A 24,965-nucleotide genomic window follows, 5' to 3' on the forward strand; every position below is an offset into this window, starting at 1 on the left:
TGGGGGAAGGATTCGAACCTTCGAAGTCGATGACGGCAGATTTACAGTCTGCTCCCTTTGGCCGCTCGGGAACCCCACCACGGGGTAATGCTAGTTACTGGCCTGCTTCCGTTGGAAGCGGGGCGCATCATATCAAATGATGCGCCCCTGTAAAGTATTCCGTTGATAAAAAAGAACTGGTTGCCTGATTTTTACGCGTAAAGATGTAAAGGTAACCAATTCAATTATCAATCGATTACAGAATAATCGTTCGGTTACCGTAAACAAAGACGCGTTGAGCCAGAACCTGATACAGCGCGCGGCTTAATACATTTTTCTCAACGTCGCGACCCGCACGCATCATGTCTTCCGCGGTGTAGGTGTGATCCACATGAATTACGTCCTGCATAATGATTGGGCCTTCATCGAGGTTATCATTCACGTAGTGGGCTGTCGCACCGATGATCTTCACGCCGCGCTCATAAGCCTGATGGTAAGGGCGAGCGCCAATAAACGCTGGCAGGAATGAATGGTGAATATTGATAATCTTATTCGGGAAGCGTGAAACAAACGTTGGTGTTAGAACGCGCATGTATTTTGCCAGCACGACATAGTCAGGTTGGTGCGCGTCGATAGCGTCGGCCATTTTCAGGTCATGTTCGTCACGCGTTAAACCTTCGTGGCTGACCAGCTCAAATGGGATATCAAACCGTTCAACCAAAGGTCGCAGCGTCTCGTGGTTGCCGATCACAGCGGCGATTTCAACATCCAGCCCGCCATAATTGGCCTTCATTAACAGGTCACCCAGACAATGTGCCTCCTTGGTGACCAAAATGACGATACGGCGGCGTCCTGCTGGTGTTAATTCACGAATGGAGCCATCTGGAAGGGCACTATCCAGATCGGCAAGCAGCGTGACGTCGTTAAAAATACCCTCCAGTTCGGTACGCATAAAAAAGCGCCCGGTACGGTGGTCCACGAACTCATTGTTCTGCACGATGTTCAGTTCATGCTTGTAACAGATATTCGTAATGCGCGCGATCAGACCTTTTTGGTCCGGGCAAATAGTACGCAGCACTTTTCGTTGTAATGAATGCATTTGCAGCGGTGATCCTGTTGAGAATGTTTGCAAAATTGATACTGTCGGGCGTTGATTAGCCGCAGCACTTTTTAAATTTTTTACCGGAGCCACAAGGGCAGGTATCGTTTCGTCCAATTTGAGGGCGTGTACCGTCTATATAGTACCACTGACCGTTTTCTTTTAAAAAACGAGAGCGCTCGATAATTGCACCTGTTTTACCTTGTTCAGAAAATCGCGCAACAAAGCTGACATAGCCGATATTTTCTGTGTCTGCCGTTTGTTGTTCAAAAACGGTCAGCCCGAGCCATTCGGTGTGGCTAAATCCTGCGATAATGTCGTCGCGAAACTCGGCTGCATTACAGTCCGGATGCCAGGTCTTGATAAGGTAATCTGCGTCTTTCATCACAAAAGCACAGTAACGAGAACGCATGAGATGTGATGGCGTAGGTGCTACTTGCGCGCCGGACACATAACGGTAGCAACATAGGCTATACTCGACAGCGCTACCACAGGGACAAAGCTGAGACACAAAGTACTCCCTGGAATAAAAAAACGGCGTAAAAACGCCAGGGTAGCACTATGTTAACTGAGCGGTAGCGATGTTGCTACGTCTGCAAGCCAGGGGAAGTTTGTACGTACAATGAGAAAAATAAAAATTGGGCTGGCGCTAGGTTCCGGCGCGGCGCGAGGTTGGTCGCATATTGGCGTTATTAAAGCCCTAAAGCATATGGGCATTGATGTTGATATTGTGGCAGGGTGCTCCATTGGTTCGCTGGTTGGTGCAGCCTACGCATGCAATAAGTTACCTGCTCTCGAACAATGGGTTTGTTCTTTCAGCTATTGGGATGTCTTACGTCTGATGGATCTCTCGTGGCGCAGGGGCGGTTTACTGCGTGGTGAACGGGTATTCAATCAGTACCGTAATGTCATGCCGGTAGAAGCAATTGAGCAATGCACTCGCCGTTTCGCAACTGTGGCTACTAATCTGAGTACGGGTCGGGAACTCTGGTTCACGGAAGGTGATTTGCACCTGGCTGTTCGGGCCTCCTGCAGTATTCCTGGTCTGATGTCCCCTGTAGCGCATAATGGTTACTGGCTGGTCGATGGCGCGGTGGTGAATCCCGTTCCTGTATCCTTAACTCGCGCGCTGGGCGCTGACATCGTTATTGCCGTCGATCTGCAACACGATGCGCATCTTATGCAGCAAGATTTACTCTCCTTCAACGTCAGCAGTGATGCCGAAACGGGTGATGATGTCGACGCGCTTTCATGGCGTGCCCGACTGAAAGAGCGCTTGAGCAACATAACGGCCAGGCGTGCGGTAACCGCGCCGACGGCGATGGAGATCATGACGACTTCTATTCAGGTTCTGGAAAACCGTCTGAAACGTAACCGCATGGCCGGTGACCCGCCAGATATCCTGATCCAGCCGTTTTGTCCGCAAATATCCACGCTGGATTTTCACCGCGCCAGCGCAGCAATTGCTGCTGGACAACTGGCGGTCGAGAAGAAAATGGATGAACTTCTACCCCTGGTGAAAACCAACATCTAACGCATTTTTTATCAACACTTAAGCAAATTCTGACAGGCGTGAGTAGCAATAGCATGCCACTATTTACTAAAGCCAGTCAGGGGGGAGAATATGACGCAGCCATTGGTCGGAAAACAGATTCTTATCGTTGAGGATGAGCCGGTATTTCGCTCACTCATGGACTCATGGTTTTCCTCTTTGGGAGCGACAACGGCGGTAGCTGGCGATGGACTTGAAGCACTTGAATTACTCGGGCACTTTAACCCCGACCTGATTATCTGCGACCTGGCTATGCCACGAATGAACGGCCTTAAGCTAGTAGAGTATCTGCGTAATCGTGGCGATCAGACCCCCATCCTGGTGATATCAGCGACGGAAAACATGTCTGATATAGCCAAAGCACTGCGATTGGGTGTGGATGATGTGCTGCTAAAGCCGGTAAAGGACCTGAACCGCCTGCGCGAAACCGTCTTTGCGTGTCTGTATCCGAATATGTTTAATTCACGCGTGGAAGAAGAAGAGCGGCTGTTTCGCGACTGGGATGCGATGGTTGGTGATCCCGCCGCTGCAGCAAAGCTGTTGCAAGAATTACAGCCTCCTGTGTCGCAAGTTATTTCACGATGTCGGATCAACTATCGTCAATTGGTGGCTGCCGATCAGCCGGGGCTGGTACTGGATATTGCACCGCTATCGGACCATGACCTTGCGTTTTATTGTCTGGATGTGACGCGGGCAGGGGATAATGGCGTTCTGGCAGCATTGTTACTGCGGGCGCTATTTAACGGTTTGCTGCAGGAACAGCTCGCGCATCAAAATCAACGATTGCCGGAGCTCGGTGCGTTATTGAAACAGGTTAACCATTTATTGCGCCAGGCTAATTTGCCCGGACAATTCCCTTTGCTGGTGGGTTATTACCACAGCGGATTAAAAAACCTGATTCTGGTATCAGCAGGGCTGAATGCGACATTAAATACAGGTTCCCACAATGTACAAATCAGCAATGGTGTTCCGTTGGGAACCTTAGGGAATGCGTATCTTAATCAACTGAGCCAACGTTGCGAATCCTGGCAATGCCAAATTTGGGGGGCCGGTGGTCGGCTACGCCTGATGTTGTCTGCAGAATGAACAACCGAGTGGAGTGAGAATGAAATTGGCTCACTCCCCTCATGCTGTGAGTGCTACTATCAGCGCCAGATTTATTCGTATTTATCTTAATTATACCGACGCGCGTCCTTTTCAGACCAGAAGCTTGTCGCGGTACTGATATACTTGGATGCGATACAGATTGATGAACACGTTCAATACATGAACAGTCCAGGAGAGTTTTAAATGGCTGCCCTTAATTCAAAAGTCAAAAAGGCCGTTATCCCGGTTGCGGGATTAGGAACCAGGATGTTACCGGCTACGAAAGCAATCCCGAAAGAGATGCTACCGTTGGTTGATAAGCCATTAATTCAGTACGTCGTAAACGAATGTATTGCTGCGGGCATCACTGAAATTGTACTTGTAACTCACTCGTCTAAAAATTCGATTGAAAACCACTTCGATACCAGCTTTGAACTTGAAGCTATGCTGGAAAAACGTGTAAAACGCCAGCTTCTGGAAGAAGTGCAATCTATTTGTCCGCCACATGTCACTATTATGCAGGTGCGTCAGGGACTGGCCAAAGGTCTGGGCCACGCGGTATTGTGCGCGCACCCGGTGGTTGGCGATGAGCCCGTTGCGGTTATCTTGCCGGACGTCATTCTTGACGAATACGAATCTGATTTATCACGCGACAACCTTGCCGAAATGATTCATCGTTTCGATGAAACAGGCAGCAGCCAGATTATGGTTGAGCCGGTAGAAGATGTTACCGCTTATGGTGTTGTTGATTGTAAAGGCGTTGAATTAGCGCCGGGCGAAAGCGTACCGATGGTTGGCGTTGTTGAAAAGCCGAAAGCGAATGTGGCGCCATCTAATCTGGCCGTCGTGGGGCGTTACGTCCTTAGCGCGGATATCTGGCCTCTGCTGGCAAAAACGCCTCCGGGAGCCGGTGACGAAATTCAGCTGACTGATGCTATCGATATGCTGATTGAAAAAGAAACGGTTGAAGCTTATCACATGAAGGGCAAAAGCCATGACTGTGGTAATAAGCTGGGCTATATGCAGGCGTTCGTTGAATATGGTATTCGCCATAATACTCTCGGCGCTGAATTTAAAGCCTGGCTGGAAGATGAGATGGGTATTAAGAAGTAACCTGCTGGTATTATCAGGTCTGAACGGTGCTGTTAATCCAGCACCGTTTTTTTATACCTGAACTGGGTAGGGACTGTGCTAAGTACAGGTAAAAAAAATCCCGCCACTGGCGGGATTTTAAGCAAACTATTTCTGAATTATTCTTTGATTAAGAAATCGTCCAGTTGTTTACCTTGTTCTTCCATCGCTTTTTTGATCACTGCCGGTGTACGACCCTGACCAGTCCAGGTTTTAGTTTCACCGTTTTCGTCAACATAGCTATATTTCGCCGGACGTGCAGCGCGTTTAGCTTTGGTGCCAGATTTAACAGCAGCCATGCTATTCAGCAGTTCGTTCGGGTCAATGCCGTCAGCGATCAGCATTTCACGATATTGTTGCAGTTTACGAGTACGTTCTTCAACTTCAGCAGCTGCAGCGCTTTCTTCTTCACGGCGCTCGCTAACAACAACTTCTAATTTTTCCAGCATTTCTTCAAGCGTTTCCAGAGTACATTCTCTTGCCTGCGCACGAAGAGTACGGATGTTGTTCAGAATTTTAAGTGCTTCGCTCATTGTAGTAATCTCAAACTTATATTGGGGGTGGTTTGTTGAGCTAATAATAGAGCGATAAATTCAGTTGTGCAATAGCCAGGAATGTAAGGAATTCAAAATTGCGCTTTATTTAGTATCAGAATTAATTCATCTGTCTTAAATTCTCCGCGACGTTGGGCATAAAAAAGGCTTATTGGTGAGGGGGCTTCTCAGCGGCTGAGAGTAAAAATTCAAGATTCAGGTCACATTTTATGGTGTACAAATAGTATCTCTTTGCAGTGATTTCAACCTTTTGTATTAGTTTTGCTTACATGAATTCGCTAATACATGACGACAGTGGGTAGATTCAATAACAATAAGGGAAGGGTTTCTTTATTGCCGTAAGAAGATAAGAGGTATGGATAAATTTCATGAGCACTATTTGTGAAAGAGTGTGTATATACCCGTCCAGTTTCAGGCTGCCTGGGCCATGGCTGGAGTGTACTCACGCTCCCATGTCACTTAGAGGATCGGTTATTTAGGCGACACTGAGCGAGTCTGTACGCCTATTTATACGCCTATGCAGGCAACGCTACACCGACACGTTCGTGAAATATGGTACAATCCTGCCCATATTTATTTCCCCAGGTGAGGGCCTACGGTCAATGGCACAGCTATATTTTTACTATTCTGCAATGAATGCCGGTAAGTCGACTGCATTGCTGCAATCTTCGTACAATTATCAGGAACGTGGGATGCGTGCCGTGGTATATACAGCGGAAATTGATGACCGCTTTGGTGCTGGAAAAGTAAGTTCACGTATAGGTCTGTCGTCACCTGCAAAATTGTTTAACCAAAATTCATCATTGTTCGAAGAGATTCGGGCTGAGAATGAGCAGCAAAGAATTCACTGTGTACTGGTTGATGAGTCGCAGTTTCTGACTCGACAGCAGGTTTATGAATTATCTGAGGTTGTCGATCAGCTGGATATTCCCGTGTTGTGCTACGGCTTGCGTACCGATTTTCGTGGTGAGTTATTTGGCGGCAGCGAATACCTGTTGGCGTGGTCAGATAAACTGGTTGAATTAAAAACCATTTGTTTCTGTGGGCGTAAGGCCAGCATGGTGTTGCGTCTTGATCAGGCAGGACGACCTTATAACGAGGGCGAACAGGTGGTGATTGGCGGGAACGAACGCTATGTATCGGTGTGCCGTAAGCATTATAAGCAAGCACAGTCTGAGGGCTCTCTGACGGCGATACAAGAACGACACAACCACGACTAACTCTACGCGCTTCTGGGCGCTTATTAGCACAGGGTAGGCTGAGCATTCGCTAATGTTCGCTACCCTGTCAGACACTCTCCTGACGCTATTCTCGCATCCTCCTAAGCATCCTTTTACAGGTCCATCCTTTAAACGTCGCTGAATTGGTCATGTTTCGATTCTGATAACGTAAGATGCAAAAAAAAACGGCCCCAATTCGGGACCGTTTATGGTGAAACTAAAACTTATCTGGATGAATTAAGCGGATTTCTTCGCTTTCTTCTCAGCTTTCGGAGCAGCTACTGCTTCAGTCTTAACGGCGGTTTGATCTTCGCTGTATTCACGACCGTAGTAGGTATCCATCAGGATCTGTTTCAGTTCAGAAATCAGCGGGTAACGCGGGTTAGCACCAGTACACTGGTCATCAAACGCATCTTCAGACAGTTTGTCCACGTGTGCCAGGAAGTCAGCTTCCTGAACACCAGCTTCACGGATAGACTTAGGAATACCCAGTTCAGCTTTGATTTCGTCCAGCCAGCCCAGCAGTTTCTGGATTTTTGCAGCAGTACGGTCGCCCGGTGCGCTCAGACCCAGATGGTCTGCGATTTCAGCGTAGCGACGACGAGCCTGCGGACGGTCGTACTGGCTGAATGCAGTCTGTTTAGTCGGGTTGTCGTTCGCGTTATAACGAATAACGTTGCTGATCAGCAGGGCGTTCGCCAGACCGTGAGGAATGTGGAACTGAGAACCCAGCTTGTGCGCCATTGAGTGACATACACCCAGGAAGGCGTTAGCAAACGCAATACCGGCGATGGTTGCTGCACTGTGTACACGCTCACGCGCTACCGGGTTCTTAGAACCTTCGTGGTAGGACGCTGGCAGGTTTTCTTTCAGCAGTTTCAGCGCTTGCAGAGCCTGACCGTCGGAGAACTCAGAAGCCAGCACGGATACGTAAGCTTCCAGGGCGTGAGTGACGGCATCCAGACCACCGAACGCACACAGGGACTTAGGCATATCCATCACCAGGTTGGCGTCAACAATCGCCATATCCGGAGTCAGCGCATAGTCTGCCAGCGGGTATTTCTGACCAGTTGCATCGTCAGTAACAACCGCAAACGGAGTAACTTCAGAACCAGTACCGGAAGTGGTGGTGACGGCAACCATCTTCGCTTTTACGCCCATTTTCGGGAACTTGTAGATACGTTTACGGATGTCCATAAAGCGCAGTGCCAGTTCTTCGAAGTGGGTTTCTGGGTGTTCGTACATAACCCACATGATTTTCGCGGCGTCCATCGGGGAACCGCCACCCAGCGCGATGATCACGTCTGGTTTAAAGGAGTTAGCCAGCTCAGCACCTTTGCGTACAACGGTCAGAGTTGGGTCAGCTTCAACTTCAAAGAACACTTCGGTTTCAACGCCAGCAGCTTTCAGCACGGAGGTGATCTGGTCAGCATAGCCATTGTTAAACAGGAAGCGGTCGGTCACGATCAGCGCACGTTTGTGACCATCGGTAATCACTTCATCCAGTGCGATTGGCAGAGAGCCACGACGGAAGTAGATAGATTTCGGAAGTTTGTGCCACAACATGTTTTCAGCTCGCTTAGCAACGGTTTTCTTGTTGATCAGGTGCTTAGGACCAACGTTTTCAGAGATGGAGTTACCACCCCAGGAACCACAACCCAGAGTCAGGGAAGGCGCGAGTTTAAAGTTGTACAGGTCACCGATACCACCCTGAGAAGCTGGGGTGTTAATCAGGATACGTGCGGTTTTCATCATCTGACCGAAGTAAGCAACACGTTCTGGCTGGTTGTCCTGGTCGGTGTACAGGCAAGAGGTATGACCGATACCGCCCATCGCAACCAGTTTTTCAGCTTTAATAACGGCGTCTTCGAAGTCTTTCGCACGGTACATTGCCAGCGTCGGAGACAATTTTTCGTGAGCGAACGGTTCGCTTTCGTCAACAACTGTCACTTCACCGATCAGAATCTTAGTGGTTTCTGGTACGGAGAAGCCTGCCAGTTCAGCAATTTTGTATGCCGGCTGACCAACGATAGCCGCGTTCAGCGCGCCATTTTTCAGGATAACGTCCTGAACGGCTTTCAGCTCTTTGCCTTGCAGCATGTAGCCGCCGTGAGTCGCGAAACGCTCACGTACTGCGTCGTATACAGAGTCAACGACAACAACGGACTGTTCAGAAGCACAAATTACGCCGTTATCGAAGGTTTTAGACATCAGAACAGATGCAACAGCACGCTTGATATCAGCGGTTTCATCGATAACCACAGGGGTGTTACCTGCGCCTACACCGATTGCCGGTTTACCGGAGCTGTATGCTGCTTTAACCATGCCTGGACCACCGGTCGCAAGGATCAGGTTGATGTCCGGGTGGTGCATCAGCGCGTTTGACAGTTCTACGGAAGGTTGATCGATCCAGCCGATCAGATCTTTCGGTGCGCCAGCAGCAATTGCTGCCTGCAGAACGATATCAGCCGCTTTGTTAGTGGCATCTTTAGCACGCGGATGCGGAGAGAAGATGATGGCGTTACGCGTCTTCAGGCTGATCAGTGATTTGAAGATTGCAGTAGAAGTCGGGTTAGTGGTTGGAACGATACCGCAGATGATACCAATCGGTTCAGCGATGGTAATGGTACCGAAAGTGTGGTCTTCAGCCAGCACACCACAGGTTTTTTCGTCTTTATATGCGTTATAAATGTATTCGGAAGCAAAGTGGTTTTTAATCACTTTATCTTCGACGATGCCCATGCCAGATTCGGCAACGGCCATTTTCGCGAGAGGGATTCGAGCGTCTGCGGCAGCCAGAGCGGCGGCACGGAAGATTTTGTCAACCTGTTCTTGAGTGAAACTGGCATATTCACGCTGGGCTTTTTTTACGCGCTCTACAAGTGCGTTAAGTTCAGCGACATTAGTAACAGCCATAATGCTCTCCTGATAATGTTAAACTTTTTTAGTAAATCATCTGCTCGATACGAGAGTATAGACAGATCGACGAAAATTTGTGTAACGTTTTGAAAATCAAACGGTTAATTAACGTCCACTTTACCTTGATTTACTAAAAGAGCTTATACGCTAGCGCCACTTAATTCTAACGCGCTACCTCCAGGTGGCGTAAGCAAGATTACTCACTTCTGAGTAGTAATTGCGTGATCTGGATCAAAATTTCGCAAAGCTGACACCTTTCAGCAGGCCCTTTTAGCGTTTATCGGTAAGTGTTAATAAATTGATGGGGTGAATGTCATTAACATTAGCATATTTAATACATATTAATAACACTAAGTATTGGAAGTGTATTTACGTAGATATACACAGATAGAAGGTGAAGTATGCTGACAAAAGGCGTATCTTCAGCGCGGATTTTATCAATTTTTATGACTCATTTTATCCGGCTAACGCTTCGGAGCTAACCGTGATCCAAACGCTATTTGATTTTCCTGTCTATTTTAAATTTTTCATTGGGTTATTCGCATTGGTTAACCCGGTCGGGATCATCCCTGTCTTTATCAGTATGACCAGCTATCAAACGGCTGCTGCGCGAAATAAAACCAACCTTACGGCAAACCTGTCAGTTGCCATCATCCTGTGGACTTCGCTGTTCCTTGGTGACGGTATTCTGCAGCTCTTCGGTATCTCGATAGATTCGTTCAGGATTGCCGGCGGCATTCTGGTGGTGACTATCGCGATGTCGATGATTAGCGGAAAACTGGGCGAAGATAAGCAAAACAAACAGGAAAAATCAGAAACAGCAATCCGCGAAAGTATCGGCGTAGTGCCGCTGGCATTGCCGCTGATGGCGGGGCCAGGGGCGATAAGCTCAACTATTGTTTGGGGTACGCGTTATCATAGTGCGATTAACCTGTTTGGTTTTTTTGTGGCGATTGCGTTGTTTGCCCTGTGCTGTTGGGGACTGTTCCGCATGGCACCGTGGCTGGTACGGCTGCTGGGCCAAACCGGTATCAACGTCATTACGCGTATTATGGGGTTGTTGTTAATGGCCTTAGGGATCGAATTCATTGTGACTGGAATCAAGTCCATTTTCCCCGGTTTGCTTGCCTGATATTCCTCTTCGGCATCAACGGAGCCTCTTTCGGCTCCGTTTCCTTTCGTTATTAGTAAAACTTCTCACTAAAGTTGAAAATCAGCATAGAAATATAAAAAGATCTGATGGTTATTCATTAATTTATTCATTGATTTTATGGATATAACACTCAATGGTCCACCAGAGGGATCCCGATGTCACTGTTATTTTATTAACATCATACTCTGGGGCTTGCTGAAGGATTATCGAAATGTTATTAGTTATTTCAGCGTTTTTTTTAGATGAATGTGCTAATTAATAACCAATTGTTAAATTTATGTGCATTTTGGCGTGGTGTTGACACAGGACTGGGGAGTTAACACTGCGCGTTATGCAATATATTGATTTTTATCGTTTTATTGTCATAATCTTTCATTCGTAAGACTTTTTTAGTGAGATTTATTTCCAATAAAAGAGAATTGGTTAACAAATTTGTAAAATGTATTGGCGGTTAAGAAACGCATTTGATACTTTCCGGCCAGGTATTATGCAGAAGAATTCACGTTGATGAGAATCATTTTCAATTAGTTTCTCTCAACAGGGTAATAGCGTGTTTCCGGCAGGGGAGGCACGTAGATAATCGACGCAAGGCGATCATACGAATCGCCAGAAATAAATAAAGTCGGTGATAGCAAGCAGTAAAACAAGAAACTACCTGACGGCAGAAAATCTCCGGTGCCGTACAGGGATCCTGACAGGATTAACAGTCTGGTTAAAAAACCAGCCATAATAATGAGGGAGTACAAACACAATGACTAACATCACTAAAAAAAGTTTAGTAGCTGCGGGGATCCTAACTGCGCTAATCGCTGGGAATGTTGCTACGGCGGCAGTTGTGCCAGCAGGTGTGCAGCTTGCTGAAAAGCAGACTCTGGTGCGTAATAACGGTTCGGAAGTTCAGTCACTCGATCCACATAAAATCGAAGGTGTACCTGAATCCAATATCAACCGTGACCTGTTTGAAGGTTTATTAATCAGCGATGTCGATGGCAAACCATCGCCTGGCGTGGCTGAAAAGTGGGAAAATAAAGACTTTAAGGTGTGGACATTCCATCTGCGTAAAGACGCTAAATGGTCTGACGGCACGCCTGTTACCGCGCAAGATTTCGTGTATAGCTGGCAACGCCTGGCTAATCCAAATACCGCGTCACCGTACGCCAGTTATTTACAGTACGGTCACATTGTCAATATTGACGATATTATCGCCGGCAAAAAGCCGATCACCGATCTCGGTGTCAAAGCTCTCGACGATCATACATTTGAAGTCACCCTGAGCGAGCCGGTTCCTTATTTCTACAAATTGCTTGTGCACTCATCCGTTTCTCCGGTTCCTAAAGCAGCGGTTGAAAAATACGGTGAGAAATGGACCCAGCCCGCTAACATCGTCACCAACGGCGCCTATAAGCTGAAAGACTGGGTGGTCAACGAGCGCATTGTACTTGAGCGTAACACCAACTACTGGGACAACGCCAAAACGGTTATTAACCAGGTTACCTACCTGCCAATTTCTTCTGAAGTGACTGACGTTAACCGCTATCGCAGCGGCGAAATCGACATGACCTATAACAACATGCCGATCGAGTTATTCCAGAAACTGAAAAAAGAGATCCCGAACGAAGTTCACGTTGACCCGTATCTGTGCACCTATTATTACGAAATCAACAACCAGAAAGCACCGTTCAACGATGTTCGTGTTCGTACCGCCCTGAAACTGGCGTTGGATCGTGACATTATCGTCAACAAAGTTAAAAACCAGGGGGACCTGCCGGCGTATAGCTTTACCCCTCCTTACACCGATGGCGCGAAACTGGTTGAACCAGAGTGGTTCAAATGGTCTCAGGAAAAACGTAATGAAGAAGCGAAAAAACTGCTGGCTGAAGCCGGGTATACCGCTGAAAAACCGTTGACCTTTGACCTGCTGTATAACACCTCAGATCTGCATAAAAAGCTGGCCATCGCTGCGGCATCTATCTGGAAGAAAAATCTGGGCGCCAACGTGAAGCTGGAAAACCAGGAATGGAAAACATTCCTCGATACGCGCCATCAGGGTAACTATGATGTTTCGCGTGCGGGCTGGTGTGCGGATTACAACGAACCAACATCCTTCCTGAATATGGTGCTGTCTGACAGCTCCAACAACACAGTCCACTATAAGAGCCCGGCGTTTGATAAGCTGATTGCGGATACGCTGAAAGTGACTGATGAAGCGCAGCGCAGCGAACTGTATTCGAAAGCGGAACAGCAGCTGGATAAAGATTCTGCGATTGTACCGGTTTATTACTATGTTAACGCCCGCCTGGTAAAACCATGGGTTGGCGGATACTCCGGTAAAGACCCGATGGATAATATCCACGTTAAAGACTTGTATATTATCAAGCATTAATGGCAAGACGTGGGGCAATCATTTTGCCCCACAGTGTCTTTTTTCTTCGAACTATTAACACCACTTTACCTGAACGTCGGGGTAGAAGAGGTGTAAAGGCACACGCCAGAAGGTACGGGCAATGTTAAAATTTATATTACGTCGCTGTCTGGAAGCGATTCCGACGCTGTTTATACTTATTACGATTTCATTCTTTATGATGCGCCTTGCGCCGGGAAGTCCATTCACTGGGGAACGCGCGTTACCGCCAGAGGTACTGGCTAATATCGAAGCGAAATATCATCTTAACGATCCTATCTCGACGCAGTACTTCAGCTACCTCAAGCAGCTGGCACATGGCGATTTTGGGCCATCTTTTAAATATAAAGACTATACGGTAAACGACCTCGTGGCATCGAGCTTTCCGGTTTCTGCGAAGCTGGGAGCTGCGGCCTTTATTCTGGCGGTCCTCGTTGGCGTTAGCGCTGGGGTGATAGCCGCGCTGAAACAAAATACGCGCTGGGACTACACGGTGATGGGGGTGGCAATGACCGGGGTGGTTATCCCCAGTTTCGTGGTCGCTCCCTTATTGGTCATGATATTTGCCATAACCTTGAAATGGCTGCCCGGAGGCGGCTGGAATGGCGGGGCGTTGAAATTTATGATCCTGCCGATGGTGGCCTTGTCACTGGCTTATATCGCCAGTATCGCCCGTATTACCCGCGGTTCGATGATTGAAGTGCTGCACTCTAACTTTATTCGTACCGCGCGCGCTAAAGGGTTGCCGATGCGGCGGATTATTTTCCGCCATGCGTTAAAACCTGCGCTGTTGCCTGTGCTGTCCTATATGGGACCAGCATTTGTTGGCATTATTACCGGTTCGATGGTTATTGAAACCATCTATGGTTTGCCGGGCATTGGCCAGTTGTTCGTCAATGGCGCGTTAAACCGCGACTATTCGCTGGTCCTGAGCCTCACCATACTGGTAGGGACGCTGACCATCGTGTTTAACGCGATTGTTGACGTGCTGTATGCCGTTATCGACCCGAAAATTCGTTACTGATACTGGAGCTCGCTATGATGTTAAGTAAGAAAAACAGCGAAGCGCTGGAGAATTTCAGTGAAAAGCTGGAGGTCGAGGGCCGCAGTCTGTGGCAGGACGCGCGTCGACGCTTTATGCATAACCGCGCGGCGGTAGCAAGCCTGGTCGTGCTGGTGATTATTGCGCTGTTTGTGACGCTGGCGCCGATGCTGTCGCAGTTTACCTACTTCGATACCGACTGGGGCATGATGTCCAGCGCGCCGGATACAGCATCTGGACACTATTTCGGCACCGACTCGTCAGGTCGAGACCTGCTGGTTCGTGTGGCGATTGGCGGTCGCATCTCGCTGATGGTCGGCATTGCCGCGGCGTTGGTCGCGGTAGTTGTCGGCACGCTATACGGTTCTCTGTCGGGCTACCTCGGCGGTAAAATCGACTCCGTGATGATGCGTCTGCTGGAAATCCTCAACTCCTTCCCGTTCATGTTCTTCGTGATTCTGCTGGTCACCTTCTTTGGGCAAAATATCCTGCTGATTTTTGTCGCTATCGGGATGGTATCCTGGCTGGATATGGCGCGTATCGTGCGTGGACAAACGCTGAGTCTCAAGCGCAAAGAGTTTATTGAAGCAGCGCAAGTGGGTGGGGTATCTACCGTACGCATCGTTATCCGTCATATTGTGCCGAACGTGCTGGGCGTGGTGGTGGTGTACGCTTCGTTGCTGGTGCCCAGCATGATCCTGTTTGAATCCTTCCTGAGCTTTTTGGGATTAGGGACGCAGGAGCCGTTAAGTAGCTGGGGGGCGTTGCTGAGTGATGGTGCCAACTCGATGGAAGTCTCACCATGGCTGCTGCTGTTCCCGGCAGGATTCCTGGTGGTCACTTTGTTCTGTTTTAACTTTATTGGCGATGGCCTGCGTGATGCCCTCGACCCGAAAGACCGTTAAGGAGTGCAGCCATGAGCGTAATTGAAACCTCAACCGCGCCGCTCGCGCAACAACAGGCTAACGCACTGCTGAACGTTAAAGATCTGCGCGTGACGTTTGCCACCCCCGACGGCGATGTGACTGCGGTAAACGATTTAAACTTTTCTCTGCGAGCTGGAGAAACGCTGGGTATTGTTGGGGAATCCGGTTCAGGGAAATCGCAAACGGCCTTTGCCCTGATGGGCCTTCTGGCGGCAAATGGCCGTATCGGAGGTTCCGCAACCTTCAACGGACGTGAAATTCTGAATTTACCTGAACGTGAGTTGAACAAACTGCGCGCCGAGCAAATCTCGATGATTTTCCAGGACCCGATGACCTCTCTCAATCCGTACATGCGAGTCGGTGAGCAGTTGATGGAAGTTCTCATGCTGCATAAAGGCATGAGCAAAGCGGAAGCCTTTGAAGAATCGGTAAGAATGCTGGATGCGGTGAAAATGCCGGAAGCGCGTAAGCGTATGAAAATGTATCCGCATGAATTCTCCGGCGGGATGCGTCAGCGCGTAATGATCGCCATGGCGCTGTTGTGCAGGCCTAAATTACTGATAGCCGATGAGCCGACTACCGCGCTCGATGTTACGGTACAGGCGCAAATCATGACCCTGCTGAATGAACTGAAAAGCGAATTCAACACTGCGATTATCATGATCACCCACGATCTGGGAGTAGTTGCCGGTATTTGCGATAAAGTTTTGGTGATGTACGCCGGACGTACCATGGAATATGGCAGTGCACGGGATGTCTTTTATAAGCCCGTTCATCCGTATTCGATTGGTTTGCTAAATGCCGTACCTCGTCTGGATGCCGAAGGGGAAGAGATGCTGACTATCCCGGGCAACCCGCCGAACCTGTTGCGTTTACCAAAAGGTTGCCCATTCCAACCGCGTTGCCCGCATGCGATGGAAATCTGTAGCAGTGCTCCGCCACTGGAAGAGTTTAGTCCGGGCCGCCTGCGCGCCTGCTTTAAACCGGTGGAGGAACTGGTATGAATGCGGTCACCGAACAACGAAAAGTGCTCCTTGAAATTGCCGATCTTAAAGTCCATTTCGACATTAAAGACGGCAAGCAGTGGTTCTGGCAGCCGTCTAAAACCCTGAAAGCGGTTGATGGCGTGACTCTGCGACTGTATGAAGGTGAAACCCTGGGCGTGGTCGGCGAATCAGGCTGTGGAAAATCGACTTTTGCCCGTGCGATTATTGGCCTGGTGAAAGCCACCGATGGAAAAGTCGCCTGGCTGGGTAAAGATTTGCTGGGCATGAAACCCGATGAGTGGCGGGAAGTGCGTAGCGATATTCAGATGATTTTCCAGGATCCGCTGGCATCATTGAATCCGCGCATGACCATCGGTGAAATCATTGCCGAACCGCTGCGGACTTATCATCCGAACCTGTCTGGTCAGGAAGTCCGCGACCGTGTGAAGGCGATGATGATGAAGGTGGGGTTGCTGCCAAATCTGATTAACCGCTACCCGCATGAGTTTTCCGGCGGTCAGTGTCAGCGTATTGGTATTGCCCGGGCGCTGATCCTCGAGCCGAAGCTGATTATTTGCGATGAACCGGTTTCGGCGCTGGACGTATCCATTCAGGCCCAGGTGGTGAACCTGTTACAACAGCTCCAGCGTGAAATGGGATTATCGTTAATCTTCATTGCTCACGACCTGGCGGTGGTGAAACATATCTCCGATCGCGTGCTGGTCATGTATCTCGGACACGCGGTGGAATTAGGGACTTATGATGAGGTGTACCATAATCCGCTGCACCCTTATACCAAAGCGTTGATGTCTGCAGTGCCAATTCCCGACCCGGATCAGGAAAGGAACAAGGTTATCCAGTTGCTGGAAGGCGAATTGCCGTCGCCGATTAATCCTCCTTCCGGCTGCGTGTTCCGTACGCGCTGCCCGATTGCCGGACCGGAATGCGCAAAAACCCGCCCGGTTCTCGAAGGAAGTTTCCGTCACGCAGTTTCCTGCCTGAAAGTAGACCCGCTATAATCCTGAGGGCTGACAAAGGTCAGCCCTTCTTTTTGGTGAGGTATATGTGTCAGGTTTAGTCTCTTCTGTCCGCCGCGCGCTCTATCGCAAATTATTCGATTTAAACACCCGTTCAGGGCGTCGCATTGAAGGTATGTGTGCGCTGTTCGCCTTGCTCAGCGTTATTGTTATCTTCATTGAGTCCGGCGTCGGGACGCAATACCATTTAACCTTCGAGGAATGGCGCATTTTTGTCTGGCTGGAGGTCTTTATTACTCTGGTCTTTACCCTCGAATATTTTCTTCGCTTATGCAGCTGGGCCAATCCCGCTAAATATGTGTTTAGCTTCTGGGGGATTATCGATCTGGCCACCATTCTACCGCTGTACGTGATGTGGCTATGGCCTGAAATCAGTCTGAGCTATGTCTTCGCCTGGCGAGCGATGCGTGTCCTGCGCGTCTTGCGTATTCTCAAGCTGCTGCGTTTTATGCCTTCTCTGCGAGTGTTCTGGAATGCGTTAAAAAGCGCCCGTCATCAACTGATGTTGTTCTATTCCTTTATTGCCATTCTGATGGTTGTTTTCGGCGCGATGATGTATCTGATAGAAGGGCCCAAATATGGCTTTACTACGCTGAATGCGTCTGTGTATTGGGCAATTGTTACGGTCACCACCGTCGGCTACGGTGACATTACACCGCACACGCCGTTGGGACGCATGGTGGCGTCAGTGCTTATCCTGATTGGATACTCTGTGATTGCGATACCGACCGGATTGATAACTACACACATGAGCAGTGCGTTCCAACAGCGAGGATATCAGCGTAGATGTCCACAGTGTCAGCAGGCGCAGCATGAACATAGTGCGCAGTTTTGTAACCGCTGCGGAAGTAAACTGCCGGGATAAAAATGAAAAAAGCTGCGAGAGCAGCTTTTTTGTTTGTTACTCGCGCCAGAGAATATGGCAGAGTTTGTGATCTTTTTCGCGACATAATAAAACGCGCGCAAAAATATCGTTAATCTCGCCGTCTTCTGTATCTGCCAGACCAATCACCACTTCGGCAAAGAAGTCAGGGTTCAGGTCAAAATCAACATGCTCCTGCCAGTCTTCTGCCGGGTCGAATAACTCGGCACCACCGCGCTCTTCAAACTGTAAATTGAACAGAATGATGTCTGCTGGATCCAGGTTGTCCGCAGCCAGTTCGAGAAAAATATCGTAAGCCTGCTCAAGCGTTTCGTCTTCAGTCAGGCGATTGTTCAAATCCATATCCATAATGACTACCTGTTTACTGTCTGATGGGCACGTTTTACAGCAACGGACTAAAGAAGTAAAACAGTCGCTCAGCGATCCGCTGCCAGAGTGGTCGTTTTACCCACAAACGGGCATCAAGCAGACGGGAACGCGAAATATAATCATCCTGTACTGCCGCGAGATCGCCACCGAATCCGGAATCATCAATGACCAGCGTGATTTCAAAATTGAGCCACAGACTGCGCATATCCAGGTTAACGGTACCGACCAGGCTCAGCTCGCCATCGACCAGTACGCTCTTGGTGTGCAGTAAGCCACCTTCGAACTGATAGATTTTAACGCCAGCGGCCAGCAGCTCAGTGAAAAAGGCCCGGCTTGCCCAGCCAACCAGCAGGGAATCATTCTTGCGTGGAAGAATAATACTGACGTCAACCCCGCGCTGCGCCGCTGTACAGATCGCGTGCAGCAGATCGTCACTGGGAACGAAGTAGGGCGTGGTCATAATTAAATATTCACGCGCCGAATAAGCCGCGGTTAACAGCGCCTGATGAATCAAATCTTCAGGGAAACCAGGTCCCGAAGCTATAGTGTGAATGGTGTGGCCGCTGGCCTGCTCAAACGGCATGATATTGACGTCTGGCGGCGGGGGCAGAATGCGCTTGCCGGTCTCAATTTCCCAGTCGCAGGAATAGACAATGCCCATAGCGGTGGCTACCGGGCCTTCCATTCTCGCCATCAAATCCACCCATTGCCCGACGCCTGCATCTTGTTTGAAGAAACGGGGATCGACCATGTTCATGCTGCCGGTATAAGCAATATAGTTATCGATCATGATCATTTTGCGGTGCTGACGCAGGTCCATACGGCGTAAAAATACACGCATCAGGTTTACTTTCAGCGCTTCAACAACCTCGATACCCGCGTTACGCATCATCGCCGCCCATGGGCTGCGGAAGAACGCCACGCTACCCGCGGAATCCAGCATTAAGCGACAGTGAATTCCACGCCTTGCGGCAGCCATTAATGACTCGGCGACCTGATCGGCCATACCGCCCGGTTGCCAGATGTAGAACACCATCTCGATGTTGTGACGCGCCAGTTGAATATCACGGATCAATGCCTGCATCACGTCCTCTGAACTGGTGAGCAACTGCAGTTGATTCCCTTTAACGCCAGCGATTCCCTGACGACGCTCGCACAGCTTAAATAAGGATGACGCGACGCTGCTGTTTTCCTGCGCAAAAATATGCTTACAGGCTTTAAGATCGTTCAGCCACTTGGCCGTTGACGGCCACATTGCCCGGGCGCGTTCGGCGCGACGTTTACCCAGGTGGAGCTCACCGAAGGACAGATAAGCAATGATCCCTACCAATGGCAGAATATAGATGATCAAAAGCCAGGCCATTGCGGAGGGCACTGCGCGTCGTTTCATTAGAATGCGTAATGTTACGCCAGCAATGAGTACCCAGTAACCCAGAATGACCAGCCAACTCACCACGGTGTAGAAGGTTGTCATAAATTTAAAAATCCTTTTGAAAGCGTATTGTTAAGAGTTTACGCATCAGGATTAATCTGGCAAATAAAAACACGGGAAAACCACTGGTCTGCATTCGGTGTGGCGTTATAATGGCCGTTCAGTGACTGAAAGAGTAGTAAACATGAAGCGTAGTAGAACGGAAGTGGGACGCTGGCGGATGCTGCGTCAGGCTAGCCGCCGTAAAGCACGTTGGCTTGAAGGACAATCGCGCCGTAATATGCGTATCCATACCATCAGAAAGTGTATTCTCAACCATCAACGTAACTCGTTGCTGTTTGCGATCCACAACATCTGATCTCAAAAGGGCACCGCTGTCGGTGCCCAATGTCTGCTTTTCGTTTTGTTTTTAAAATACTTTTTTGTACGGTTTTACTGAAACCTGCGCGTAAACACCTGCCGCCACGTAGGGATCGGCTTCCGCCCACGCCTGCGCGGCTTCTAAAGATTCAAATTCTGCGATCACCGTTGAGCCGGTAAAGCCTGCGGCGCCCGGATCGTTACTGTCAACCGCTGGCATAGGACCCGCCGTGAGCAAACGGCCTTCGTCATGAAGGAGTTGCAGACGAGCCAGATGAGCAGGGCGTACGGAAAGACGTTTTTCGAGAGAGTCTGCGATATCTTGAGCGTAAATAACGTACAGCACGGGTAGAGCTCCTTGAACGGTAAAAGGTCATATTTACGTTATTGGAAAGGCCTGGTAACTGCAACGGAAAGATAACTAATATGTTAAGGCCATACTTTGAAAATGGTTTTTTATCATAAAATCGCGTTTTAAATGCCAGTTAGCTTCACGGTCTTATTGAATATGATTGCTATTTGCATTTAAAATCAGGGCCTGGTTTTTTTACTGAAACGATTATGACTTCAATGACCCTTGATTTACCTCGTCGCTTTCCCTGGCCTACGTTACTTTCTGTCGGCATTCATGGTGCTGTCGTGGCAGGTTTGCTGTATACCTCGGTACATCAGGTTATTGAACTGCCTGCGCCAGCGCAGCCGATCTCCGTTACGATGGTTGCGCCTGCCGATCTTGAACCGCCTCAGGCCGTTCAGCCGCCGCCGGAACCCGTCGTCGAGCCTGAACCGGAGCCAGAACCGATCCCCGAACCGCCAAAAGAAGCGCCGGTAGTGATTGAGAAACCGAAGCCCAAGCCTAAACCGAAGCCAAAACCGGTGAAAAAGGTGGAAGAGCAGCCGAAGCGTGATGTTAAACCAGCAGAGCAGCGTCCGACGTCCCCGTTTGAAAATACGGCGCCTGCGCGTCCAACAACCAGTACCGCTCCGGCAACCACTAAACCGGCGGTGAGCGTACCATCGGGTCCGCGAGCCTTAAGTCGTAATCAGCCTCAATATCCGGCACGTGCACAGGCGTTGCGCATTGAAGGCCGTGTGAAGGTCAAATTTGACGTGACCTCGGATGGCCGGGTTGAAAATGTGGAAGTTCTGTCCGCACAGCCTGCGAATATGTTTGAGCGTGAAGTGAAAAATGCGATGCGCAGATGGCGTTATGAAGCCGGTAAGCCAGGTTCCGGGCTGGTGGTGAATATTGTTTTCCGCCTGAACGGCACAACACAGATCGAGTAAGCATCAGGCCGGATTTGGCGTTACGCCGCCAAATCCGGCAGAATGATTGCCGGATGGCGATGCTTGCGCGTGCTATCAAGCCAGGGAGGGAATCGGCCGCGGTTTACCGTCTTTATCAACGGCAACGTAGATAAACAGGGCTTCGGTAGCTTTATAGCGCTGGCCGATAGGTTCTGAAGCGACTTTCTTCACCCAGACTTCAATATTAATGCTGATCGAGGTCGTCCCGCGTTTCACGCAGCGTGCATAGCAACAAACCACATCGCCCACGGCAACCGGGCGCAAAAAGCTCATTCCTTCAACCCGCACCGTTACCACGCGACCATGTGCGATCTCTTTGGCCTGAATAGCGCCACCTATATCCATTTGTGACATCAGCCAGCCGCCAAAAATATCACCGTTTGCGTTGGTATCGGCAGGCATAGCCAGAGTGCGTAAAACCAGTTCGCCCTGGGGAGTGTTATTCGTTGTTGTCATTGTAGAACCGACTATAGAGAAAGATTACAGGCGCGATGCTACTAGAATTTACGCGCTGAGAACAGAGGGGATGCGGCCTGCGGGGCGGAAGTACGCCAGGTTGATGGCAACAAGGAACGCGAAGGGATAAAAATTCGCCAGATCCGGAGATCTGGCGAGCATTTATTACGATTTATCTTCCTGCGGAAGGTGGCGGTAAATATAGACTCCGCTCAGTAACGTAAATAGTAAAGTCAGGGCGGTCAGGCCGAATACTTTAAAGTTGACCCAAATATTCTGCGGTAGCCAAAACGCGATATAGATATTCGCCAGACCGCACAGGATAAAGAAGACGGCCCAGGCGAAGTTAAGTTTTGTCCAAACCGGCTGTGGCAAGCTCAGCTCTTTACCTAACATGCGCTGAATCAGCGGCTTTTTCATCACCCATTGGCTAACCAGCAGCGCACCGGCAAACAGCCCGTAAATCACCGTTACTTTCCACTTAATGAATTCATCATTGTGGAAGAAAATGGTCAGGCCACCGAACACGGCTACCAGAACAAAAGTGATTAATGCCATCTTCTCGACCTTGCGATAGCGGACCCAGCTGTAAATCAAAACCACAGCCGTCGCAACAATCAGCGCCGAGGTCGCCGCGTAGATGTCATAGAGCTTATAAAAAGCAAAAAAGACAACCAGCGGTAAAAAATCAAGAAACTGCTTCATTCTTCGATTCCGTCATCAAAAGCACCGGGTACAAGCCCGGAATGCGTTCAGGGTTTATTGGCGAATTAGCATGTACAGGCGGAACAAATAGATCAGCAACACGGCGGAGATCATATTGCTCAGCGTATTCGCCAATACCGCGCCTACATTTGGCGTAAGTACCGCAAAACTTGGCGCAAAAAGCAACAACAACGTTTTTGCCAACAGCCAACCGATCACTGCTGGTGCAACCAGGCGCATATTCGACCACGCCAGACGCATACTGTTGCGCATAGCGGCAAAGACACCCATTTTGTCCTGTACTAACATCACCGGTGCAAGTGCCAGCAGGATAGCCAGCAGAATACCGGGTACCACAACCAGCATAATACCGATTTGCACCAGCAGAGTAGTCAGAAAAATCAGAATAAACAGCTTCGGCAAAACCGGCGCGCTGGCACCGATGGCGCGTAACGCGCTGACCCGATGACCGGCTGAAATCAGCTGAATCATCAGGATAATGCCTCCGGCGAGGATGGCATTACCAATCAGACCGGAAAACGTCGACGCCGCGGAAGCGCGTAGCAAAATTTGCTGTTGCTCCGGGGTCATGTTTTGCACCAGATCGAACAATCCCACGCTGCTGGTTAACTGATCGCCTTCACTGAGTTGCGCAATTTGTGCGTCGGTGGGAGAAAAGGCATGCCCTAACACCACTGTGATAAACGCGCACAACAACGATACCAGCAAGATGGTAATGAATTGATTACGGAAAAAGTTTCCCGTGTCACGGTAAACGGATTTCGCCGTGATAGACATGCACTCTCCTTGAGTTTTGCAGGTGTTCATTTGTGGGCAATTGTACCCTGGATAACTCTACAGTGGCAGCATCGCGCGGTGTATGGAAAAGCATATCTTTGTAAAGCCCCGGTAATTTTTGACTATGACTTCAGCGTCATGCAAGAACGTTGGTTGTTCTCTGCGCATCACGAACAAATAATCATCGCTATTCTGCAACGGAGGTCAGGTACTTGCGTGGCGAAAATATATCAAAATTGATCTGAGTTAGGTTAACCAGGATTTTGAATGCAAGTTCTAACTTAATCTGGATCAATAAATGTTAAATTATCAAAGTCAATGTGATCCAGGTTAGATCACTTATTACTCCAATGTGGGTATATTCGTTCCGCTTTTATAACCATAACGATGGAGCGGACATGAAAAAATTAACAGTTGCAGCAGTGGCTTTAACAACTCTTCTCTCTGGTAACGTATTTGCGCATGAGGCCGGAGAATTCTTTATTCGTGCAGGTTCTGCCACCGTCAGACCGACGGAAGGCGCGGGTGGTACGCTGGGAAGCCTGGGTGGCTTTGATGTCAGCAATAACACGCAGTTGGGTCTGACATTTACCTACATGGCAACCGACAATATCGGTGTTGAATTACTGGCAGCCACGCCGTTCCGCCATAAAATTGGCACTGCCACAACAGGTGATATTGCGACCGTTCACCATTTACCACCAACCTTAATGGCACAGTGGTATTTCGGCGATTCCAGCAGCAAACTGCGTCCGTACGTTGGTGTCGGTGTGAACTACACCACCTTCTTTGACGAAGGCTTTAACAATAACGGCAAAGAAACCGGTTTATCTGACCTGAGCCTGAAAGACTCCTGGGGCGCAGCAGGGCAAGTGGGTATGGACTATCTGATTAACCGCGACTGGCTGATTAACATGTCGGTCTGGTACATGGATATCGACACCACCGCGAGCTACAAACTGGCTGGCGCGCAGCAGCATGACAGCGTACGCCTCGATCCGTGGGTGTTTATGTTCTCCGCGGGTTATCGCTTCTAAGTCCGTGATTAAAATACTGAAAAGCTGATCGCTCCACGGTCAGCTTTTTTATTACCAGTTTATTTCTTCCTGCCTTTCTCCCCGTCGATGTAATGCTACTCTTTAAGCAAACTGGCTTTGAGGGCATTGACGATGATGTTGACTCGCCACCTGCTACAACAAAAAATCACACTTTTGGAACCATTCACCGGAGATGAAACGGCAGAGTTCGCCGTGAGCGCTGCGCGTGACTTATTGAATTTTATGGATAAAATTGAAGTGCTGGAGAAACGCATTGCGACTCCGGTTAAACTACCTTATTGCAGCGCCAGTCCTGTTTGTGAGATCGAAGCGGGCTATGCCGCAGGCGTGAGCGATTGTCGTGAGGCTATTCGTCGGGCAGGGTATCCGATTGAGGGTGATGATTAGTTTGCATTTATGTTAACAAAAATGTGCTTTTATTGTATAAGTCTGTAACTTTAGCGCACACAACGGCGGGCTTCTAAGGCATCAGCTTAGGGACGGTTAACATTCTCAATCAACATACAGCGCA

Annotated in this window: 25 protein-coding genes, 1 tRNA gene and 1 pseudogene; 15 read left to right on the top strand and 12 right to left on the bottom strand. The window is 49.2% G+C overall.

The features are described 5' to 3' along the window. From OGV93_RS17840 to OGV93_RS17850, 3 genes are all read right to left on the bottom strand, one after another. A tRNA-Tyr gene (locus tag OGV93_RS17840) sits at window positions 1-79 on the bottom strand. A gap of 156 nt (window positions 80-235) precedes the next feature. After that, window positions 236-1,078 carry a formyltetrahydrofolate deformylase gene (gene purU / locus OGV93_RS17845; protein WP_016153278.1) on the bottom strand — a complete coding sequence of 281 codons (843 nt, stop codon included), beginning with the start codon at window positions 1,076-1,078 and terminating at the stop codon, window positions 236-238. Between the two features lie 55 nt (window positions 1,079-1,133). After that, complete coding sequence (locus OGV93_RS17850; protein WP_287109902.1) at window positions 1,134-1,589, bottom strand: YchJ family protein; 456 nt, start codon at window positions 1,587-1,589, stop codon at window positions 1,134-1,136. 111 nt (window positions 1,590-1,700) lie between these two features. On the opposite strand from OGV93_RS17850, the gene rssA reads away from it, so the two are divergent. The 3 genes from rssA to galU all read left to right on the top strand — a co-directional run bounded on the left by rssA (window position 1,701) and on the right by galU (window position 4,829). Further along, window positions 1,701-2,612, top strand: a complete 912-nt coding sequence (gene rssA, locus OGV93_RS17855) for a patatin-like phospholipase RssA (RefSeq protein WP_016156731.1) — start codon at window positions 1,701-1,703, stop codon at window positions 2,610-2,612. Between the two features lie 90 nt (window positions 2,613-2,702). Continuing rightward, window positions 2,703-3,716, top strand: coding sequence for a two-component system response regulator RssB (rssB, locus tag OGV93_RS17860; protein WP_016153275.1), 1,014 nt, complete (start codon window positions 2,703-2,705; stop codon window positions 3,714-3,716). A 204-nt stretch (window positions 3,717-3,920) separates the two neighbouring features. Then, entirely contained in the window at window positions 3,921-4,829 is a 909-nt protein-coding gene (gene galU, locus OGV93_RS17865) for a UTP--glucose-1-phosphate uridylyltransferase GalU (RefSeq protein ID WP_016153274.1), read from the top strand. Window positions 4,830-4,966: 137 nt separating this feature from the next. Here galU and hns read toward each other — a convergent pair whose 3' ends face one another. Then, window positions 4,967-5,380: a histone-like nucleoid-structuring protein H-NS gene (gene hns / locus OGV93_RS17870; protein ID WP_003020723.1), complete on the bottom strand. Its 414-nt coding sequence runs from the start codon at window positions 5,378-5,380 to the stop codon at window positions 4,967-4,969. A gap of 623 nt (window positions 5,381-6,003) precedes the next feature. Here hns and tdk point away from each other — a divergent pair. Then, the gene (tdk, locus tag OGV93_RS17875) at window positions 6,004-6,621 is read left to right on the top strand and encodes a thymidine kinase (protein ID WP_019076935.1); all 618 of its coding nucleotides are present in this window, start codon (window positions 6,004-6,006) and stop codon (window positions 6,619-6,621) included. 237 nt (window positions 6,622-6,858) lie between these two features. Here the strand turns inward: tdk and adhE are convergent, their stop codons facing one another. Then, window positions 6,859-9,537: a bifunctional acetaldehyde-CoA/alcohol dehydrogenase gene (adhE, locus tag OGV93_RS17880; protein WP_016153272.1), complete on the bottom strand. Its 2,679-nt coding sequence runs from the start codon at window positions 9,535-9,537 to the stop codon at window positions 6,859-6,861. Between the two features lie 487 nt (window positions 9,538-10,024). Between adhE and ychE the strand changes: the two genes are divergently transcribed. From ychE to OGV93_RS17915, 7 genes are all read left to right on the top strand, one after another. Then, entirely contained in the window at window positions 10,025-10,672 is a 648-nt protein-coding gene (gene ychE, locus OGV93_RS17885; protein WP_003020714.1) for an NAAT family transporter YchE, read from the top strand. A gap of 772 nt (window positions 10,673-11,444) precedes the next feature. Beyond that, complete coding sequence (gene oppA, locus OGV93_RS17890) at window positions 11,445-13,076, top strand: oligopeptide ABC transporter substrate-binding protein OppA (protein ID WP_016153271.1); 1,632 nt, start codon at window positions 11,445-11,447, stop codon at window positions 13,074-13,076. A gap of 121 nt (window positions 13,077-13,197) precedes the next feature. Continuing rightward, complete coding sequence (gene oppB, locus OGV93_RS17895) at window positions 13,198-14,118, top strand: oligopeptide ABC transporter permease OppB (protein ID WP_003020708.1); 921 nt, start codon at window positions 13,198-13,200, stop codon at window positions 14,116-14,118. Window positions 14,119-14,132: 14 nt separating this feature from the next. After that, complete coding sequence (gene oppC / locus OGV93_RS17900) at window positions 14,133-15,041, top strand: oligopeptide ABC transporter permease OppC (protein ID WP_247799633.1); 909 nt, start codon at window positions 14,133-14,135, stop codon at window positions 15,039-15,041. Between the two features lie 11 nt (window positions 15,042-15,052). Then, a complete protein-coding gene (oppD, locus tag OGV93_RS17905; RefSeq protein ID WP_003833364.1) occupies window positions 15,053-16,066 on the top strand; it encodes a murein tripeptide/oligopeptide ABC transporter ATP-binding protein OppD in 1,014 nt (337 codons plus the stop codon). Then, complete coding sequence (oppF, locus tag OGV93_RS17910; protein WP_016156729.1) at window positions 16,063-17,067, top strand: murein tripeptide/oligopeptide ABC transporter ATP-binding protein OppF; 1,005 nt, start codon at window positions 16,063-16,065, stop codon at window positions 17,065-17,067. The genes oppD and oppF overlap by 4 nt, the downstream gene beginning before the upstream one ends. A gap of 46 nt (window positions 17,068-17,113) precedes the next feature. Next, window positions 17,114-17,950 carry an ion transporter gene (locus OGV93_RS17915; protein ID WP_287109905.1) on the top strand — a complete coding sequence of 279 codons (837 nt, stop codon included), beginning with the start codon at window positions 17,114-17,116 and terminating at the stop codon, window positions 17,948-17,950. A gap of 36 nt (window positions 17,951-17,986) precedes the next feature. Here the strand turns inward: OGV93_RS17915 and OGV93_RS17920 are convergent, their stop codons facing one another. Then, the gene (locus OGV93_RS17920; RefSeq protein WP_003020691.1) at window positions 17,987-18,316 is read right to left on the bottom strand and encodes an HI1450 family dsDNA-mimic protein; all 330 of its coding nucleotides are present in this window, start codon (window positions 18,314-18,316) and stop codon (window positions 17,987-17,989) included. Between the two features lie 34 nt (window positions 18,317-18,350). Continuing rightward, window positions 18,351-19,811 (bottom strand): cardiolipin synthase, encoded by a 1,461-nt coding sequence (gene cls / locus OGV93_RS17925; RefSeq protein ID WP_047418116.1) that lies wholly within the window; start codon window positions 19,809-19,811, stop codon window positions 18,351-18,353. A gap of 142 nt (window positions 19,812-19,953) precedes the next feature. On the opposite strand from cls, the gene OGV93_RS17930 reads away from it, so the two are divergent. Then, entirely contained in the window at window positions 19,954-20,127 is a 174-nt protein-coding gene (locus OGV93_RS17930; RefSeq protein ID WP_016153268.1) for a YciY family protein, read from the top strand. Window positions 20,128-20,178: 51 nt separating this feature from the next. Here the strand turns inward: OGV93_RS17930 and OGV93_RS17935 are convergent, their stop codons facing one another. Then, a complete protein-coding gene (locus OGV93_RS17935; protein WP_003020675.1) occupies window positions 20,179-20,475 on the bottom strand; it encodes a YciI family protein in 297 nt (98 codons plus the stop codon). A 224-nt stretch (window positions 20,476-20,699) separates the two neighbouring features. Between OGV93_RS17935 and tonB the strand changes: the two genes are divergently transcribed. After that, window positions 20,700-21,416, top strand: coding sequence for a TonB system transport protein TonB (tonB, locus tag OGV93_RS17940; protein ID WP_287110148.1), 717 nt, complete (start codon window positions 20,700-20,702; stop codon window positions 21,414-21,416). A gap of 75 nt (window positions 21,417-21,491) precedes the next feature. Here tonB and yciA read toward each other — a convergent pair whose 3' ends face one another. The 4 genes and pseudogenes from yciA to OGV93_RS17960 form a co-directional block, all read right to left on the bottom strand. Then, window positions 21,492-21,893, bottom strand: coding sequence for an acyl-CoA thioester hydrolase YciA (yciA, locus tag OGV93_RS17945; RefSeq protein WP_016153266.1), 402 nt, complete (start codon window positions 21,891-21,893; stop codon window positions 21,492-21,494). Between the two features lie 165 nt (window positions 21,894-22,058). Next, entirely contained in the window at window positions 22,059-22,598 is a 540-nt protein-coding gene (locus OGV93_RS17950; protein ID WP_016153265.1) for a septation protein A, read from the bottom strand. Between the two features lie 54 nt (window positions 22,599-22,652). Further along, complete coding sequence (locus OGV93_RS17955; protein ID WP_016153264.1) at window positions 22,653-23,396, bottom strand: YciC family protein; 744 nt, start codon at window positions 23,394-23,396, stop codon at window positions 22,653-22,655. 28 nt (window positions 23,397-23,424) lie between these two features. Next, window positions 23,425-23,511, bottom strand: a pseudogene (locus tag OGV93_RS17960) (YkgJ family cysteine cluster protein); the annotation flags it as partial. 283 nt (window positions 23,512-23,794) lie between these two features. On the opposite strand from OGV93_RS17960, the gene ompW reads away from it, so the two are divergent. Both ompW and OGV93_RS17970 read left to right on the top strand, forming a co-directional pair. Next, window positions 23,795-24,433 (top strand): outer membrane protein OmpW, encoded by a 639-nt coding sequence (gene ompW / locus OGV93_RS17965; RefSeq protein ID WP_016153263.1) that lies wholly within the window; start codon window positions 23,795-23,797, stop codon window positions 24,431-24,433. A gap of 132 nt (window positions 24,434-24,565) precedes the next feature. Further along, the gene (locus OGV93_RS17970; RefSeq protein ID WP_016153262.1) at window positions 24,566-24,841 is read left to right on the top strand and encodes a hypothetical protein; all 276 of its coding nucleotides are present in this window, start codon (window positions 24,566-24,568) and stop codon (window positions 24,839-24,841) included. Window positions 24,842-24,965 lie beyond the last annotated feature (124 nt).

Source organism: Citrobacter sp. Cb031, assembly GCF_030336725.1.
GTDB lineage: Bacteria > Pseudomonadota > Gammaproteobacteria > Enterobacterales > Enterobacteriaceae > Citrobacter > Citrobacter braakii.

What these genes read in the sequence shown, in the direction of transcription:
- purU (WP_016153278.1), bottom strand. Translation starts at nt 1,078, where the DNA reads ATGCATTCATTACAACGAAAAGTGCTGCGTACTATTTGCCCGGACCAA.
- rssA (WP_016156731.1), top strand. Translation starts at nt 1,701, where the DNA reads ATGAGAAAAATAAAAATTGGGCTGGCGCTAGGTTCCGGCGCGGCGCGA.
- rssB (WP_016153275.1), top strand. Translation starts at nt 2,703, where the DNA reads ATGACGCAGCCATTGGTCGGAAAACAGATTCTTATCGTTGAGGATGAG.
- galU (WP_016153274.1), top strand. Translation starts at nt 3,921, where the DNA reads ATGGCTGCCCTTAATTCAAAAGTCAAAAAGGCCGTTATCCCGGTTGCG.
- hns (WP_003020723.1), bottom strand. Translation starts at nt 5,380, where the DNA reads ATGAGCGAAGCACTTAAAATTCTGAACAACATCCGTACTCTTCGTGCG.
- tdk (WP_019076935.1), top strand. Translation starts at nt 6,004, where the DNA reads ATGGCACAGCTATATTTTTACTATTCTGCAATGAATGCCGGTAAGTCG.
- adhE (WP_016153272.1), bottom strand. Translation starts at nt 9,537, where the DNA reads ATGGCTGTTACTAATGTCGCTGAACTTAACGCACTTGTAGAGCGCGTA.
- oppA (WP_016153271.1), top strand. Translation starts at nt 11,445, where the DNA reads ATGACTAACATCACTAAAAAAAGTTTAGTAGCTGCGGGGATCCTAACT.
- oppB (WP_003020708.1), top strand. Translation starts at nt 13,198, where the DNA reads ATGTTAAAATTTATATTACGTCGCTGTCTGGAAGCGATTCCGACGCTG.
- oppC (WP_247799633.1), top strand. Translation starts at nt 14,133, where the DNA reads ATGATGTTAAGTAAGAAAAACAGCGAAGCGCTGGAGAATTTCAGTGAA.
- oppD (WP_003833364.1), top strand. Translation starts at nt 15,053, where the DNA reads ATGAGCGTAATTGAAACCTCAACCGCGCCGCTCGCGCAACAACAGGCT.
- oppF (WP_016156729.1), top strand. Translation starts at nt 16,063, where the DNA reads ATGAATGCGGTCACCGAACAACGAAAAGTGCTCCTTGAAATTGCCGAT.
- OGV93_RS17920 (WP_003020691.1), bottom strand. Translation starts at nt 18,316, where the DNA reads ATGGATATGGATTTGAACAATCGCCTGACTGAAGACGAAACGCTTGAG.
- cls (WP_047418116.1), bottom strand. Translation starts at nt 19,811, where the DNA reads ATGACAACCTTCTACACCGTGGTGAGTTGGCTGGTCATTCTGGGTTAC.
- OGV93_RS17930 (WP_016153268.1), top strand. Translation starts at nt 19,954, where the DNA reads ATGAAGCGTAGTAGAACGGAAGTGGGACGCTGGCGGATGCTGCGTCAG.
- tonB (WP_287110148.1), top strand. Translation starts at nt 20,700, where the DNA reads ATGACCCTTGATTTACCTCGTCGCTTTCCCTGGCCTACGTTACTTTCT.
- yciA (WP_016153266.1), bottom strand. Translation starts at nt 21,893, where the DNA reads ATGACAACAACGAATAACACTCCCCAGGGCGAACTGGTTTTACGCACT.
- OGV93_RS17950 (WP_016153265.1), bottom strand. Translation starts at nt 22,598, where the DNA reads ATGAAGCAGTTTCTTGATTTTTTACCGCTGGTTGTCTTTTTTGCTTTT.
- OGV93_RS17955 (WP_016153264.1), bottom strand. Translation starts at nt 23,396, where the DNA reads ATGTCTATCACGGCGAAATCCGTTTACCGTGACACGGGAAACTTTTTC.
- ompW (WP_016153263.1), top strand. Translation starts at nt 23,795, where the DNA reads ATGAAAAAATTAACAGTTGCAGCAGTGGCTTTAACAACTCTTCTCTCT.
- OGV93_RS17970 (WP_016153262.1), top strand. Translation starts at nt 24,566, where the DNA reads ATGATGTTGACTCGCCACCTGCTACAACAAAAAATCACACTTTTGGAA.